This is a genomic window from Streptomyces blastmyceticus (assembly GCF_039521185.1).
GTDB lineage: Bacteria > Actinomycetota > Actinomycetes > Streptomycetales > Streptomycetaceae > Streptomyces > Streptomyces blastmyceticus.
The window spans coordinates 38845-54866 of record NZ_BAAABW010000004.1; the positions used below are offsets into that span (position 1 = coordinate 38845).

At 69.4% G+C, this 16022-nt stretch carries 12 protein-coding genes and 1 pseudogene; 6 read left to right on the forward strand and 7 right to left on the reverse strand.

The genetic code is table 11. The annotated features are described in order from the left end of the window. Positions 1-114: 114 nt before the first annotated feature. The 4 genes and pseudogenes from ABD269_RS04385 to ABD269_RS04400 all read right to left on the reverse strand — a co-directional run. A pseudogene (locus ABD269_RS04385) lies at positions 115-1491 on the reverse strand (GntP family permease); the annotation flags it as partial. Between the two features lie 161 nt (positions 1492-1652). Beyond that, the gene (locus ABD269_RS04390; protein ID WP_116213632.1) at positions 1653-2066 is read right to left on the reverse strand and encodes a RidA family protein; all 414 of its coding nucleotides are present in this window, start codon (positions 2064-2066) and stop codon (positions 1653-1655) included. Continuing rightward, on the reverse strand, positions 2063-2839 hold the full coding sequence (locus ABD269_RS04395; RefSeq protein ID WP_116213631.1) for an IclR family transcriptional regulator: 777 nt from the start codon (positions 2837-2839) through the stop codon (positions 2063-2065). Before ABD269_RS04395 ends, ABD269_RS04390 begins: the two co-directional genes overlap by 4 nt. Further along, on the reverse strand, positions 2836-4155 hold the full coding sequence (locus ABD269_RS04400; protein WP_344116212.1) for a sugar kinase: 1320 nt from the start codon (positions 4153-4155) through the stop codon (positions 2836-2838). Before ABD269_RS04400 ends, ABD269_RS04395 begins: the two co-directional genes overlap by 4 nt. 164 nt (positions 4156-4319) lie before the next feature. Between ABD269_RS04400 and ABD269_RS04405 the strand changes: the two genes are divergently transcribed. The 5 genes from ABD269_RS04405 to ABD269_RS04425 all read left to right on the forward strand — a co-directional run bounded on the left by ABD269_RS04405 (position 4320) and on the right by ABD269_RS04425 (position 10248). Beyond that, positions 4320-5600: an amino acid deaminase gene (locus ABD269_RS04405; protein WP_344116214.1), complete on the forward strand. Its 1281-nt coding sequence runs from the start codon at positions 4320-4322 to the stop codon at positions 5598-5600. 297 nt (positions 5601-5897) lie between these two features. Further along, positions 5898-7502 carry an N-acyl-D-amino-acid deacylase family protein gene (locus ABD269_RS04410; RefSeq protein ID WP_344116217.1) on the forward strand — a complete coding sequence of 535 codons (1605 nt, stop codon included), beginning with the start codon at positions 5898-5900 and terminating at the stop codon, positions 7500-7502. An 87-nt stretch (positions 7503-7589) separates the two neighbouring features. Beyond that, positions 7590-8801, forward strand: a complete 1212-nt coding sequence (locus ABD269_RS04415; RefSeq protein WP_301892751.1) for a pyridoxal phosphate-dependent aminotransferase — start codon at positions 7590-7592, stop codon at positions 8799-8801. An 82-nt stretch (positions 8802-8883) separates the two neighbouring features. Then, positions 8884-9306, forward strand: a complete 423-nt coding sequence (locus ABD269_RS04420) for an SCO4983 family protein (protein WP_344116220.1) — start codon at positions 8884-8886, stop codon at positions 9304-9306. 510 nt (positions 9307-9816) lie between these two features. Then, on the forward strand, positions 9817-10248 hold the full coding sequence (locus ABD269_RS04425) for a hypothetical protein (protein WP_344116222.1): 432 nt from the start codon (positions 9817-9819) through the stop codon (positions 10246-10248). 59 nt (positions 10249-10307) lie between these two features. Here ABD269_RS04425 and ABD269_RS04430 read toward each other — a convergent pair whose 3' ends face one another. From ABD269_RS04430 to ABD269_RS04440, 3 genes are all read right to left on the reverse strand, one after another. Beyond that, positions 10308-10529, reverse strand: coding sequence for a hypothetical protein (locus ABD269_RS04430; protein ID WP_344116224.1), 222 nt, complete (start codon positions 10527-10529; stop codon positions 10308-10310). A 510-nt stretch (positions 10530-11039) separates the two neighbouring features. Next, positions 11040-12785 (reverse strand): Ig-like domain repeat protein, encoded by a 1746-nt coding sequence (locus ABD269_RS04435; RefSeq protein ID WP_344116226.1) that lies wholly within the window; start codon positions 12783-12785, stop codon positions 11040-11042. Between the two features lie 176 nt (positions 12786-12961). Then, positions 12962-14791, reverse strand: a complete 1830-nt coding sequence (locus ABD269_RS04440; RefSeq protein WP_344116228.1) for a phosphoenolpyruvate carboxykinase (GTP) — start codon at positions 14789-14791, stop codon at positions 12962-12964. A gap of 276 nt (positions 14792-15067) precedes the next feature. Between ABD269_RS04440 and trhA the strand changes: the two genes are divergently transcribed. Then, complete coding sequence (trhA, locus tag ABD269_RS04445; protein ID WP_344116230.1) at positions 15068-15814, forward strand: PAQR family membrane homeostasis protein TrhA; 747 nt, start codon at positions 15068-15070, stop codon at positions 15812-15814. Positions 15815-16022 lie beyond the last annotated feature (208 nt).

The following is a 16022-nucleotide window of genomic DNA, read 5'->3' on the forward strand; positions in this document are numbered from 1 at the left end:
GTGTGCATTGTTGGGGGTGGTGGGGCCCGGCGCAATGGGATCGGCCCGGATAGGTGATCTCAAATATCACTCGGCAGGCCGGAGTTCACACCCGCAACAACCGGAACACGTCCGTCAGACGACCGCACTCAGCACGCAGACCACCCCGAACCCCACCACGGACAGCACCGATTCGAGCACCGTCCACGAGGCGAGCGTGTCCCGCTCGGAGATGCCGAAGTACGTCGAGACCATCCAGAAACCGCCGTCGTTGACGTGCGAGGCGAAGATCGAGCCCGCCGAGATCGCGACGATGACGAGCGCGAGCTGCGGCTGCGAGAAGTGGCCGTCCGACAGCATCGGCGCGACGATGCCCGCCGTGGTGACGATCGCGACCGTCGCCGACCCCTGCGCGACCCGCAGGACCACGGAGATCAGCCAGGCCAGGACGATGACGGGCAGGCCCGCGCTGTCGAAGGTGTCCGCCAGCGCCTTGGCCACCCCGCTCGCCTTGAGCACGGCGCCGAACACCCCGCCCGCGCCGACGACGAGCAGGATGTTGCCCACCGGCTTGAGCGACGCCGTCGACACGGTCTCCAGCGCCTTGCGCGACCAGCCGCGCCGGATGCCCAGCAGGTAGTACGCGAGGAACAGCGCGATCGTCAGGGCGACGAAGGGGTGACCGAAGAACTCCACGACCGAGCGGCCGGTGCTCGGGTCGAACACCACCGAGGAGAACGTGGCCAGCAGGATCAGGACCAGCGGCGTCCCGATGATCGCCAGCAGCGTCCCCAGCGGCACGGGCGCCGCGGCCGGGGAGCCTTCCTCCACGACCGCGGACTTCGCCTCCCGGGCCGCCTCCACCATGTCCTCGGGTACGGGCACGAAGACGCGCCCGCCGATCCACGCCGCGTACACCCAGGCCGCCAGCACCGCCGGTACGCCCGCGGCGGCGCCCATCAGGATCACCCACCCCAGGTCGACCCCCAGCAGCCCGGCCGCGGCCACCGGCCCCGGGTGCGGCGGCAGGAACGCGTGCGTCATCGACAGGCCGGCCAGCAGCGGCAGCGCGTACAGCAGGATCGACCGGCCACTGCGCCTGGCCGCCGCGTACACGATCGGCGCGAGGACGAAGATGCCGACGTCGAAGAAGACCGGAATGCCGAAGACGACACCGGTCAGCCCCATGGCGAGCGGCGCCCGCCGCTCGCCGAACAGCGCCAGCAGCCGTGAACTCAGCGCCTCCGCACCGCCGGACACCTCCAGGATCGAACCCAGCATCGTGCCGAGCCCGATGATGATCGCGATATGGCCGAGAGTGCCCCCCATGCCGGATTCGACGACGGAGACGGCATTCGACTTCTGCACGGTGCCGAGGAGTTCGGTGACGGAAAGCCCGGACGCGAGCCCGACGACCAGGGAAACGGTGAGCAGGGCGACGAACGGCTGGAGCCGCACCTTGATGATGAGCAGAAGGAGGAGGGCTATGCCGAGGGTGGCCACGGCGAGAAGTGCGGTTATTTTGGGGCCCCTTCCGCTGGTACAACGCCGTTGTTGAGTGCGGGTTCGCTGCGCCTGCGGCGGGCGGCCTCAAACGCCGGCCGGGCTGGATTTTGCCGACCTTCGTTGTCGAGTGCGGGGCAGGGGAACGAAGCCCGCCGCAGGCGAGAACCTCAGCCCAGAACGGCCAGCGCGTCCATCTCGATCAGCAGATCACCCGGCAGCCCGACATACACCGTCGTACGAGCCGACGGCACCGACTTCAGATCGGCGAAGTACTCGTTGTAGATCGCGTTCATCTCGTCGAACTGCGACGGATCCGTCAGATAGATGCGCAGCATGATGACGTCCTCCCACGCCGCGCCCCCCTCCTCCAGAATCGCCTTCACATTGGCCAGAGTCTGCAGCGTCTGATCGCGCAGCGTCGGCCCCGCCGCGACCGGCTCCTCGCCCTCCGCGGCCGGCAGGAAGCCGACCTGGCCGGCGACCTGGAGGATGTTCCCCTTCTTCACCCCGTGCGAGAACTTCGCGGGCGGCGCGCTGTGCCCGGCGGGGGTGATCGCTATCTTTTCGAGCTTCTCGGTCATGCCTTCTCCTTGGGGGAGTTCATGGGCGGTGTGGTGTTTCCGGAGTACTCCGCGCTGATGGCGTCGGCGGTGCGGCGCAACAGCGGGAGAAGGTGAAGAAGTTCCTCGGCGGAGACGACGACATTCGGCGCGGAGATCGAGCACGCGGCGACCACGCGCCCGTCGACACCCCGGACCGGCGCCCCCACGCAATTGATGGACTCCTCGTGCCCGCCGAGGTCGGTGGCCCACCCCTGCGCGCGTACAGTCGCCAGCTCCTTGAGGAACGCGGCAGCGTTGGGCGTGGAACGGGCGGTGTACGAGGGGTAGTCGAGCCGCTCGGCGACAGCCCGCCGCTCCGGCTCCGGCAGATCCGCGAGGAGCAGCTTGGCGACGGCGGCGACGGTGATCGCGACGGGCTTGCCGATGCGGGAGTACATCCGTACGGGATAGCGGCTGTCGACCTTGTCGATGTAGAGGACCTCGTTGTCCTCCAGTACGGCCAGGTGCACGGTGTGGCCACAGCGCTCGTTGAGGGCGACGAGGTGGGGGTGGGCGATCTCCCGTACGTCGAGGCTCTCCACGGCCTGCTGGGCGAGAGCGAAGAGACGGGCCCCCAGGCGGTACCGCTGGTCCTGCTGCCGGTAGACGAACCCGTGCTCGTGCAGGGTGCGCAGCAGCCGCAGCGCGGTCGACTTGTGGACGTCCAGCCGCCGCGCGACCTGTTCGAGGTTGGCGGGCCCCTCGGCGAGCAGCGGCAGGATGCTGAGGGCGCGGTCGACGGTCTGACTCATACGGCGGTGCCTTCTTCCACACTCAAGCTCCGGCCGGTCCAGCCGGGGCCGAGACGCAGTCTCCCCCAGGCGTCATCGTCGAGCGCGACCAGCCGGTCGGCGAACGCCCGCTCCGGCGGCACGGCGAGGTCCCCTGGCACGGTCAGCGCGGCGGCGGCGGCGAGGTGCCCATGCCTTACGCGGGCTTCGAGGGGCAGCCCGCGCAGTGTTCCGGAGAGGAATCCTGCGGCGAAGGCGTCGCCGGCGCCTACGGGGGCGACTACGTCGATGTGCAGGGCGGGGACTTTGACCACGTGGTCGGTGGGTTCTCGCGCGCTTCCGAGCGCGGGTCCGTTTCCGCCTGCGGCGGAGCGCCCTGCGGGCGCGTCCTCAAACGCCGGACGGGCTGGATTTGGCCGGCCTTCGCTGTCGGGTGCGGGGGCGGGACGCTCCGGGGTAACACGGGACTGCTTCGCTTTACGTCCCGCGTCACCCCTGCGCGTCCCGCCCCCTCCCGTCACCCCCAGCCCGTCCGAGGCTGAGCTTCGGGGTGCGCAATTCAGCCCGTCCGGGGTCTGGGGCAGAGCCTCAGTTTCGGGAAGGGGCGGGGTTGGGGAAAAAAACGCCGTCGCCCCGACCGCGCCACCCTTCACCACCAAAACCGACGGCTCCGGCAAAAACGCTCGCACCGCGTCAGCCCCCCGCACGCCCCAAAGCGCCTCCGCCTCATCCTCCCCCACAAAGACAATGTCCGAGCCCCGAGCAAGCTCGGCCAGAACATCCGCCGCTCCGGATCGCCACAGCCCCGCCCGGTAATTCACATCGAAAGACACCACCGGCCGCCCATCCCGCCGAACCAAAAGCTCGCGCATGAGCGCCAGGCAATCCGCCGACAGCGCGGCCGTGATCCCTGACAGATGCAGAATTCGACCGGACCAAACGTCCGAAGCGGGAATCAGCGCCGGGGACATCGCCGAAGCCGCCGACCCGGCCCGGTAGTAGACCACTTCCGAGGCATCAGCCCCCGAAAGGTCACCCAGCACCCGCTCCCCCGCCGTACGGAAATACACCCCCGTAGGCCGTGAAGGATCGCGCCGCACGCCGCTCACGTCCACGCCGTACGCGGCGATCGCCTCGACCACATGGTCGCCGAAGCCGTCCGTGCCCACGCGGCTGATCCAGCGCGTGCGGTGCCCGGCGGCGGCGAGTGCGCAGGCGACGTTGGACTCGGCGCCGCCGATGCCGCGCTCGAAGGAGGGGACGTCGGCGAGGCGTCCGGGGCGGGAGGGGCGGAAGGTGACCATGGATTCACCGAGGCAGACGACGTCGGCAACCACGATCCCGCTCCTTGATCCGCGCTTTATGCGCACTCTGTGACGGTCTCCCGGGGAGCCGGGACAACCGTTGACCCGGCGCTTGTCGGGATGTTAGACAGCGACGAGCGTTATATGCAATGGAAGTTGCACATGCTGCAATGCCACCGACACACCCTGGAGGCTCCATGGCCGCCGCCGGAGACGCCCTCGCCCGCCTCGCCGAGGAGCGCGTCGACCACCGCTTCAAGGGCCTGCCCCCGGATGCCGAGGGGCTGACGGTCGGCGCGCTGGCGGCGGAGCGCCGTTCGCTGTTCACCGATGGCTTCACCACGCCCGTGCTCGCCCTCTCCGCCGAGGCGCTCGACCACAACCTCGCGCTCATGGAACGCTGGTCCGCCGAGCACGGCCTCGCGTTCGCGCCCCACGGCAAGACCTCCCTCGCCCCGCAGCTGCTGGAACGCCAACTGGCCCACGGCGCCTGGGGGATCACGGCGGCCGTGCCCACACAGGTCCGCGTGTACCGCGCCTTCGGCGTCCGGCGCATCTTCCTCGCCAATGAGGTCGTGGACGCGTCCGCCCTCCGCTGGATGGCGGCCGAGCTAGCCGCCGATCCGGACTTCCGCCTGGTCACGTACGTCGACTCCGTGCGCGGCGTCGAGCTGATGGACACCGCCCTGCGCGCGGCCGGCGCGACCCGCCCCCTCGACGTCGTCGTCGAACTGGGCGCCGAGGGCGGCCGTACGGGCATCCGCACCGAGGCCGACGGCACCGCCGTCGCCGACGCCGTGGCGGCAACGGACACGCTGCGCCTGGTGGGCGTCGCCGGGTACGAGGCCGAGATCCCGGGCGCCGACGGCGAACTCGTACGCGCCTGGCTGCGGCGGATGACCGCGCTGGCCGTCGAGTTCGACAAGGCGGGCCGGTTCGCGGGCGTGGAGGAGATCGTCGTCAGCGCGGGCGGCAGCGCGTGGTTCGACGCGGTCGCCGAGGTCTTCGCGGAGCTTCCGCCGCTGTCCGCACCGGTGTTGAAGCTGCTGCGTTCCGGGGCGTACGTGACGCACGACGACGGTACGTACCGCCAGAAGACACCGTTCAACCGCCACCCCGAAGAGGGCGCCCTGCGCCCCGCGTTCCGCCTCTGGGCCCAGGTCGTCTCCCGCCCGGAACCGGGCCGCGCCTACCTCAACGCGGGCAAGCGGGACGCGGCGTACGACCTGGACCTCCCCGAACCCCAGCTCGTCCGCTCCTCCCGCGACGGCTCCGTCCGCCCGGCGACGGGCATGCGCGTGGTGGGCCTGGCGGACCAGCACGCGTTCGTCTCCCTTACGGAGGAGGCCGAGCTGGAGGTCGGCGACTGGGTGGGCCTGGGTTTGTCGCACCCGTGCACGGTCTTCGACAAGTGGCAACTCATTCCATTGGCGGAGGATTCGGGAACGGTAACGGATTACATCCGCACGTTCTTCTGAGCCCAGCGGACGCCTGCGGCGGGGTTGTTCCCCACCCCGCCCCTTCCCGAACTGGGGCTCCGCCCCAGACCCCGAAGCACGCTCCGCGCGCTGTCCTCAAACGCCGGACGGGCTGGATTTCGAGGACCGTGACCAGCGAAATCAGCCCGTCCGGCGTTTGAGGACGCTCCCGCAGGGAGCTCCCGCCGCAGGCGGCAACCGACCCGCAGCCGGGGGCCCGGGGCACGCGCCCAGGTTTCGGGAAGGGGCGGGGTAGGGGAAAAACCCGCCCGCCACAGCGAAAGGCAGCGCACCCCCATGGACCTAGTCATCCAGAACGCCGCCATCATCGACGGCACCGGAAACCCCCGATACCGAGCCGACATCGCCCTGGCCAACGGCCGAATAAAGGAAATCCACCCCGAAGGCCAAGGCAACCGCCCCACATCCAACCGCACCCTCGACGCCACCGGCCTAGCCCTATCCCCCGGTTTCATCGACATGCACGCCCACTCAGACCTCGCCCTCCTCCAAGACCCCGCCCACACCGCAAAAGCATCCCAAGGCATAACCCTCGAAGTCATAGGCCAGGACGGCCTCTCCTACGCCCCCGTCACCCCCCACACGCTCGAAGAGATCCGCACCCAGATCACCGGCTGGAACGGCCACGGCGAAGACATCGAATTCGACTGGCGCACCGTGGGCGAGTATCTGGACCGCCTCGACCGCCAAGGGACGGCCGTCAACGCGGCCTACCTCATACCGCAAGGCACCGTCCGCGCCATGACGACCGGCTGGGAGGACCGCCGGGCGACGCCCGCCGAGATCGAGCGGATGAAGCAACTGGTCGCGGAGGGAATGGAGCAGGGTGCGGTCGGCATGTCGTCCGGGCTCACGTATACACCCGGAATGTATGCGACGGATGCCGAGCTGACGGAGCTGTGCCGCGTGGTGGCGGCGTACGGCGGCTACTACTGCCCGCACCACCGCTCGTACGGGGCGGGGGCGCTCGCCGCGTACGAGGAGATGATCGCTCTCACCCGCGAGGCGGGCTGCGCGCTGCACCTCGCGCACGCCACGATGAACTTCGGGGTCAACAAGGGCCGCGCCCCGGAGCTGTTGGCCCTGCTGGACAAGGCGCTCGCGGAGGGCGCGGACATCACGCTGGACACCTATCCGTACACCCCCGGCTGCACCACGCTCGCCGCGATGCTGCCGAGCTGGGCGAGCGAGGGCGGTCCGGAGGCGGTACTCGCGCGGCTGCGGGACGACGCGACGGCCGAGCGGATCCGGCATGTGATGGAGGTCGAGGGCGCGGACGGATGTCACGGCGTGCCGATCGACTGGGACGCGATCGAGATCTCCGGCGTCACGGAGCCGGCCCTGGACGATCACGTCGGCAGGACGGTTGCGGAGACGGCCCGGCTGCGCGGTGAGGAGCCGTGGGAGACGGCTCGCAGGCTGCTGGTCGCCGACCGGCTGGGGCCGACGATCCTGCAGCACGTGGGGCACGAGGAGAACGTCCGGGCGATCATGCGGCACCGCGTGCACACGGCGGGCAGCGACGGGATCCTGCACGGCAGCAAGCCGCATCCGAGGGCGTACGGCACGTTCCCGCACTACCTCGGTCACTACGTGCGCGAGCTCGGGGTGCTGTCGCTGGAGGAGTGCGTGGCGCATCTCACGTCGCGCCCGGCGGCGCGGTTGAGGCTGCCGGACAGGGGTCTCGTGCGCGAGGGATTCCGTGCGGATCTCGTTCTCTTCGATCCGGAGACGATCTCCGCGGGCGCTACTTTCGAAGCCCCGAGGACCCTTCCGACCGGCATTCCTTTTGTCCTGATTGACGGGCGCTTTGTAATGGAAGACGGCAGGCGTACGGACGTGATCGCGGGGCGCACGGTCAGGCGCACGCCGGTCACGTGATCCAGGGCGCGCCGGGCCCGTCCGTGGGCAACCCGGGCGGCCTTAAACCGCGCGCGACCCCATTTACGCCCCCGTAAGGTGGCCGTCATGCAGGTGATCCAGTCAACGAAGCTCGCCAATGTCTGCTACGAAATCCGTGGCCCGGTGCTCGAGGAGGCAATGCGGCTGGAAGCGGCAGGTCACCGCATCCTCAAGCTCAACACGGGCAACCCCGCCATCTTCGGTTTCGAGTGCCCGCCCGAGATCCTCGAGGACATGCTGCGCAATGTGGGCGACGCGCACGGTTACGGTGACGCGAAGGGCCTGCTGTCCGCGCGGCGCGCGGTGGTGCAGCACTACGAGACCAAGGGCATCGAGCTGTCCGTCGAGGACGTCTATCTCGGCAACGGCGTCTCGGAATTGATCCAGATGTCGATGCAGGCGCTGCTCGACGACGGCGACGAGGTGCTCGTCCCGGCGCCGGACTATCCGCTGTGGACGGCGTCGGTGTCGCTGGCCGGCGGCACGGCCGTGCACTACCGCTGCGACGAGCAGGCGGACTGGATGCCGGACCTCGCCGACATCGAGCGCAAGGTCACCGACCGCACCAAGGCCATCGTCATCATCAACCCCAACAACCCCACGGGCGCGGTGTACGACGACGAGATGCTGCGCGGCCTGACGGAGATCGCCCGCCGTCACAATCTCATCGTCTGCTCCGACGAGATCTACGACAAGATCCTCTACGACGGTGTGACGCACACGCCGACCGCCGCCATCGCGCCGGATCTGCTGACGCTCACCTTCAACGGCCTCTCCAAGGCGTACCGCGTCGCGGGCTACCGCAGCGGCTGGCTGGCGGTCTGCGGCCCGAAGGCGCACGCCGAGAGCTATATCGAGGGCCTGACGATCCTCGCCAACATGCGGCTGTGCGCCAACATGCCCGCCCAGCACGCGGTGGCCACGGCGCTCGGCGGGCGGCAGACGATCAAGGATCTGGTGCTGCCGGGCGGCCGACTGCTGGAGCAGCGCGACGTCGCGCACGACCTGCTGACGCAGATCCCGGGTGTGACGTGCGTGAAGCCGAAGGGTGCGCTGTACGCGTTCCCGAGGCTCGATCCGAAGGTCTACAAGATCAAGGACGACCGGCAGATGGTCCTGGACCTGCTGCGCGCCGAGAAGATCATGGTGGTGCACGGCACGGGTTTCAACTGGCCGGAGCCGGATCACTTCCGCCTGGTCACGCTGCCGAACACCAAGGATCTGGCGGAGGCCGTGACCCGGATCGGCAACTTCCTGGACGGTTACAGCCAGCCATAGATCCGGCCCGATCTGTAAGCAGAACAACTTTAGACGCCGTCTAAGTTAGGATGGCCTTCTTAGCGATTGCAGGAGGCCATCCATGTACGAGCCGATCCGCACGAAGTCGGTCCACACCATGGCCGAACCGTGCCGCAGGACCCGCGGGCCGCAGCGCTCCCGCGAGGAGGAGCTGGACATCCGGCTCGCGGGCCACCTGACAGCGCTGCTCACCGTGACGGACGAGCTCCGCGCGCTCACCCCGTCGCCCGCGCTGGACGAGGCCGCACAGCGCCTCGCCGACCGGGTGACGGCCCTGAACGACGGCCGCTCGCCCCTGCGGGCGACCCCGACGGCGCCCGGCGCCACGGCGCCCCGCGTCACCGCCCTCCACCAGCGCGCCCACACCCTCGCAGGCCAGGCGCTGGTCGTGGCGACGTCGTGCGGCGACGCGACGGGCGCGGCACTGGCGGCGGAACGCCTGCGGGCGCACGCCGCGGCCCTGGGCATCCCGGACGCGGTCTGACCCGACCGGCGGGGAAGCGAACCGGGGCGCCGAAATCCTGTGGCCGCGACCCGTTCACCTTGACGTCGTTGGTGATAAAGCGTCACGGTCTCGCCCTTTAGCGGTTTTTGGCCCTTCCCGGCCTGATTCCTGTCAGCAGAAACGGTTGTCGGGCGAATCCCGGCCAAGACCGTACAGCCCACAGCCGGGGCTGCTGTCGGAGCTGTGGCCACACTCAATTCCTGGGCACCTGCGGCCGGTTCACGCGACGGGCTCGACCCCGCACCGGTGGGCGCCATGGCCCAATTCCCCTACCCATGGGCCGGTGGCCCGATAGGGCCGATGCATTCAGGTCGGCAATTGACCTACCGTTTCAGTGCGGCAAGGAGACGGAGGCAAGGGCACCACCGAGAGATGTCCAGATCATAGGACTTTTCTCTTCGGGTGACGGGAAATTGCCTCCTCGGATGCCGATCTCCGCACACCGGCTCGGTGAAGAAACTCATCGCATGTGACGAGAGGAGTACTCAGATGTCCCCCATGAGCTCGGACGCGCAGCAGTTCCAGGAGTGGCAGGAATTCCAACAGTGGAAGCAGCTCCAGCAGCAGCACTCGAGCGGTGACCTCCCGCACGAGAAGGAGAACGTCATCCTCACCGCCAGCACCGTACGCGGCAGCCTGATCGGCATGGCGCAGGCCCAGGTGAGCGCGAATCTCACCAACGCCGACGGTACCGGGATCAAGGCTCAGCCGATCAGCTTCGTCGTCACCAGCACGAACCAGGAGTTCGGCCGCGCGACGACCGATTCCAACGGTGACGCGAACCTCGACTCCGGCTCGAACATCTCCGACCCGCAGCTGATGGCCTCGGCGGCATTCTCCGGCTACACCGCCGTCTATCACGGCAACGCGACCTACAACCCCGCCAAGGCCAGGGGAAAGTACATCGTCGGCCTCGGCTGATCCTCCTTCAGCCCCGCCGCCCCGCCCGCACGCTTCGAGGCGTACGGGCGGGGTCCGCCTCAGCCGGCGCGGCGACCTGCCAGAACGCCCTCGGAGCCGGCCGGGAACATCAGCTTCGCGCTGCCGGTGACCAAGCCGACCACGCCCAGCCCCAGGGCGAAACGCAACAGCTTCAAGCTGCCGTCCCACTCGTGGGGAGCTCCGAAGGCCAACCACAGGCCGAGGGCTATACCGGCAAGGAGCACGACCACAGCGCTTAAGCGACGTATCAGAAGACTCATGCGTTCATGATCCCAAACGCGGCCCTGCCGGCACAGCCCTGGCCGCGGCTGCTCCGTACGCCGCGGCCGGTCACCGCCGGCCCGCCCGGAGCTTGAGGAACGGGTTCCGGTGCGGTTGGGGGAAATCCTCACCGCTCCGCAGCCCGCAACGGCGGATGCCCCGCCCGGGCGTGGTCCTCCAACTCCCTGTCGATACGGTCCACTCGCCCCCGGTCGAACTCCCGCAATGCCATCGCGCGGTCCAATCGCAACCGGTCGCAATACCGGCACATAACCCGGACCCCGGAGCGCGCATTGGCCTCCGCGACCCGAACTCTCAGCACCTCGTCCTGCGCCAGCGCCCGAATGTCCGACGGCGCCACATCCCACTCCCGTCCACCGCCGAGCGGACGTAGAGCGTAGAACTCTTTACCCCTCGCCATGACCTCCCCGACCCGGTTCCGTGCGGCTCTGAAATCGGCGCGCGGCCCACCCGCCCCCGAGGCGAGTGGGCCGCACAACCCGCCGTACTCAGCGGCGCAGGCCGACCTTCACCGTCGCCGACGACGAGGAGCCCTCGTGCGAGCCGTCGCCGTTCCAGGTGACGGTGTACGTCGTGGAGCCGGCCGCCCAGGGCGTGTCGACGACGTGGAACGTACCGTCGGCGGCCACCGGCGCCGTGCCCAGCATCTTCGTGCCGAGCGGCGTCTTGCGGACGACGGTCACGAGCTGACCGTCCGGGATCCGCGCGCCGTTGGACGTCAGCTTCCCGGTGAAGTCCAGCGTGTGGCCGATGCGGGAGCGCTCGGGCGCGGAGAGGGCGACGGCCGTGCCCGCCTTGGCGACCTCGACGGTGAGCGTGACGTCCTTGGCGGGCCGGTGCGCGGCGTCACCGGCGAAGGAGACGGTGTACGTGGTGCTGCCGACGCGGGAGGGCGTGTCCTCGACGGTGAACGTACCGTCCTCCCCGACCGTCGCCGGTGCCAGCGCGTGCTTGCCGTCGGCGTCCTCGCGCACCGCGGTGACCTTCACGGGCTCGGCGGGCGTGGCCCCGTCCCGCTCCAGCCGACCGTTGATCTTCAACTGCCCGCCGACGACGGGCTTCTGCGTACCGGAGGTGAGCTCGCCGGCGAACCGCGCGTCGCGCAGCGGCTGCGGGTCGTGCAGGACGCGCAGCCAGTAGCCGCTGTGCTCCGCGTTCGTCGTGACGGCGAAGAGCGCGCGGCCCTTGTCGCCCCAGCCGAGGCCGTGCTGGGCGACCTGGTCGCCCTGGTGGTCCTTGCCGTCGAAGGTGTAGGCGCGCTGCTGGGTGCCGGTCGCGGGGTCGGCGTTCTGCACGACGAGATCGGTACCGCCGGAGGCGGCCGCGCCACGGGCGACGTATGTGCCGTCGCCGCTGAAGGCCACCGCCGTGGACACGGTCCCGTCGGCGAGCGGCGGGTAGTAGCCGGTCCCGACGTCGGAGAGGTCCGAGGCGTTGAGGAGGCGGTGCCCGCCCTTGGCGTCGGCGACGGCCAGGCGGGTGCCGTCGGGAGTGAACGCCATGTCCTTGAGGTCGAGTCCGGCGGCGGAATCCAGGGCGAAGAACCGCTGGCGCTCGATCTTGATCTTCTCGCCGGAGACGTCGAAGAGATACAGGGCCGGGTTGGGCTTCGCGCGGGTGGCGTCCGTGGCGAGAACCATCTTGCCGGGCAGCTTGGGTGATGTGGCGATGCGCATGGGGCCGTTGATGGCGTAGACGAAGTCCCGCTCGCGGGTCTCGTTGTCCGCCGGGCCCTTCACGTTCCACAGCTCGAAGTCGCCGTCGGCGCAGGCCTGGCCCGAACTGTGCTGCTGCGTGTACCAGAGCTTGTCGCCGGACAGGGCGATCTGGCGGTCGCAGCCCGCCCACGGGAAGTGGTTCTTGATCTTCTTGGTCAACGTCGCGGTGTCGTACTCGTAGACCCCGCCGGAGAGGGCGAGGTACAGGCTCCGCCCGTCCGCACTGAGCGTCATCCCGGTGGCCGACACGACGTCGTCCATCGTCTTGACCAGCTCGCCCCGGAAGTTGTAGACGAGCAGCTTCTCGGCCGTGGTCCCGGAGTTGCTGCTCTCGGTGATGAAGATGTGCTGGTTCGCCTCGTCGACCACCATCTGGCCGTACGACTTCACCGGCAGCTTCGTCACCGTGTCGGCGGCCGGTCCCGAGTCGGCGTGCGCGGGCGCGGCCAGGGTCAGCGCGGCGGCGCCGAGCGCGAGGACGAGCGGGACGGAGGTGAAGCGTCTGAATTGCGACATGACGAAAAGCCCCCCACAGGCAGAAGTGCGTGCCATTGGCCGTATTTCCGGACACGCTTACCGGAAATGTAACAGCATGCAGAGGGCATCGATCTGCTGGCGATGCGTCAGATGCCTGGTGAGGGCGGCCACATGTCGGCAGGGCGCCCGCCCCGGAAGCCGGGGCGGGCGGGGCATCAGCCCAGGCGCTGGACCAGCGCGCGGTACTCGTCCCACAGCTCCTTCGGCGTGTGGTCACCGAAGGTGTTGAGGTGCTCGGGGATCAGGGACGCCTCCTCGCGCCAGACGTCCTTGTCGACGGTCAGCAGGAAGTCGAGGTCGGCGTCGTCGAGGTCGAGCCCGGACGTGTCCAGCGCGGCCTTCGTCGGCAGGATGCCGATCGGCGTCTCGACGCCCTCCGCCTTGCCGTCCAGGCGCTCGACGATCCACTTCAGGACCCGGCTGTTCTCGCCGAAGCCCGGCCACACGAACCGGCCGTCCGCGTCCTTGCGGAACCAGTTCACGTAGTAGATCTTCGGCAGCTTGGCGGCGTCCTTGTCCTTGCCGACCTCCAGCCAATGACCCATGTAGTCGCCCATGTTGTACCCGCAGAAGGGCAGCATGGCGAAGGGGTCGCGGCGCAGCTCGCCGACCTTGCCCTCGGCGGCGGCGGTCTTCTCGGAGGCGACATTGGCTCCGAGGAAGACGCCGTGCTGCCAGTCGAAGGACTCGGTGACCAGCGGGACGGCCGAGGCGCGGCGGCCGCCGAAGAGGATCGCGGAGATCGGGACGCCCTTGGGGTCCTCCCACTCGGGCGCGATGATCGGGCACTGCGAGGCGGGGACGGTGAAGCGGGCGTTGGGGTGGGCGGCGGGGATCCCGGAGGCCGGGGTCCAGTCGTTGCCCTTCCAGTCCGTGAGGTGCGCGGGCTGCTCCTCGGTCATGCCCTCCCACCACACGTCGTTGTCGTCGGTGAGCGCGACGTTGGTGAAGACGGAGTTGCCCCACATCGTCTTCATGGCGTTGGCGTTGGTGTGCTCGCCGGTGCCGGGCGCGACGCCGAAGAAGCCTGCCTCGGGGTTGATCGCGTAGAGGCGGCCGTCGTCACCGAAGCGCATCCAGGCGATGTCGTCGCCGATGGTCTCCACCGTCCAGCCGGAGACGGTGGGCTCCAGCATGGCGAGGTTGGTCTTGCCGCAGGCCGACGGGAAGGCGGCGGCGACGTACTTCGACTCGCCCTGCGGCGGGGTCAGCTTGAGGATGAGCATGTGCTCGGCCAGCCAGCCCTCGTCGCGGGCCATGACGGAGGCGATGCGCAGGGCGTAACACTTCTTGCCCAGCAGGGCGTTGCCGCCGTAGCCGGAGCCGTAGGACCAGATCTCGCGGTCCTCGGGGAAGTGCGAGATGTACTTCGTGGTGTTGCACGGCCACGGGACGTCGGCCTCGCCCTCGGCGAGCGGGGCGCCGAGCGTGTGGACGGCCTTGACGAAGAAGCCGTCGGTGCCGAGCTCGTCGAGGACGGCCTGGCCCATGCGGGTCATGGTGCGCATCGAGACGGCGACGTAGGCGGAGTCGGTGATCTCGACGCCGATCGCGGACAGCGGCGAGCCGACCGGGCCCATGCAGAACGGCACGACGTACATCGTGCGGCCGCGCATCGAGCCCCGGAAGATGCCGCCCTGCCCGCCCTCGCCTGCGAAGATCTCCCGCATCTCGGCGGGAGCCTTCCAGTGGTTGGTCGGACCCGCGTCCTCCTCCTTCTCGGAGCAGATGAACGTACGGTCCTCGACCCGGGCCACGTCGCTGGGGTCGGAGGCGGCGTAGTACGAGTTGGGGCGCTTGACGGGGTCAAGCTTCTTGAACGTGCCCTTGGCGACGAGCTCCTCGCACAGGCGCTCGTACTCGGCCTCGGAACCGTCGCACCAGACCACCCGGTCCGGCTCGGTGAGGGCGGCGATCTCGTCGACCCAGGAGATCAGCTCCTGGTGGTTGGTGAGGGTGGTGGGAGCCGCATTGCTGCGCGCCACGATCGCTCCGTCCCGCCGGAAACCACGCTGCCCCGGCGTCAGATGTTGAGGGTTGAACGGGCTGGGCCGCGGCAGCTGCTCCGACGGCGTAGTCCGCTTCTGTGGAAGGTTGCCCCTTGGGGGCTGCGACCCAGACGCTTCGTGACCGCTCATCCGGTGCCGCCCGCACTCATTTGATCATCCGACTCGGATTCCGTTCTGTCCAGGGGGCGCTCCCGTGACCATCGCCACGTGATACTGATCCGTAACTTACGGTGGCGTAGGTAGCATGGCGCCATGACTCCCGCGCCCGACGCAGCGCCTCCCGCGCGCCCCGCTCCCGCCGGCGCCGCGGCCGCCGCACCCCCCGCCGCTCCCCTCCCTCCTGCCGCACCCGACACGGCACTTGACACCAAGCCGCGGCTGCGCGGCTGGCTGCACGCCGGGATGTTTCCCGCCGTGCTGATCTCCGGCGTCTTCCTGACCGCGCTCGCCGACAGCACCCGCGGCCGGATCGCGTGCGCGGTCTACGTACTCTCCGCGTGCCTGCTCTTCGGCATCAGCGCGCTCTACCACCGCGGCAACTGGAGCCCCCGCACCAACGCGGTGCTCCGCCGCCTCGACCACGCCAACATCTTCCTGATCATCGCGGGCACCTACACCCCGCTGACCATGCTGCTCGTCCCCGGCGGCCGGGGTCAGGTGCTGCTGTGGGCGGTATGGGCGGCGGCGGCCGCGGGCATCGCCTTCCGCGTCTTCTGGGTCGGCGCGCCGCGCTGGCTCTACACCCCCTGCTATATCGCCATGGGCTGGGCGGCCGTCTTCTTCCTGCCCGACTTCCTGCGCACGGGCGGCATCGCCGTGCTCGTCTGCGTGATCGTCGGCGGCCTCCTCTACAGCGTGGGCGGCGTGATCTACGGGATCAAGCGGCCCAATCCGTCACCGCGGTGGTTCGGCTTCCACGAGGTCTTCCACTCACTGACCCTGGCGGCCTTCATCGTCCATTACGTGGGCATCTCGCTCGTCGCCTATTCGCACGCCTGAGCGCCCCCGCGCCGGGCGCGCGGCGCGCCCCGCACCCGCCGTCCCCAGTGGCCGTGGCCTCGACGCCACGGCCACTCGCCATGTCAGGGCGCCGACACCGGCCAGCGCCACCAGCACCACGGCGATCTCGCCGACGATCACATAGCCCCCGACACACAGGGCCCCCACCAGCACGGCGAGCAACTTCACCATGACCAGCACGGTCACC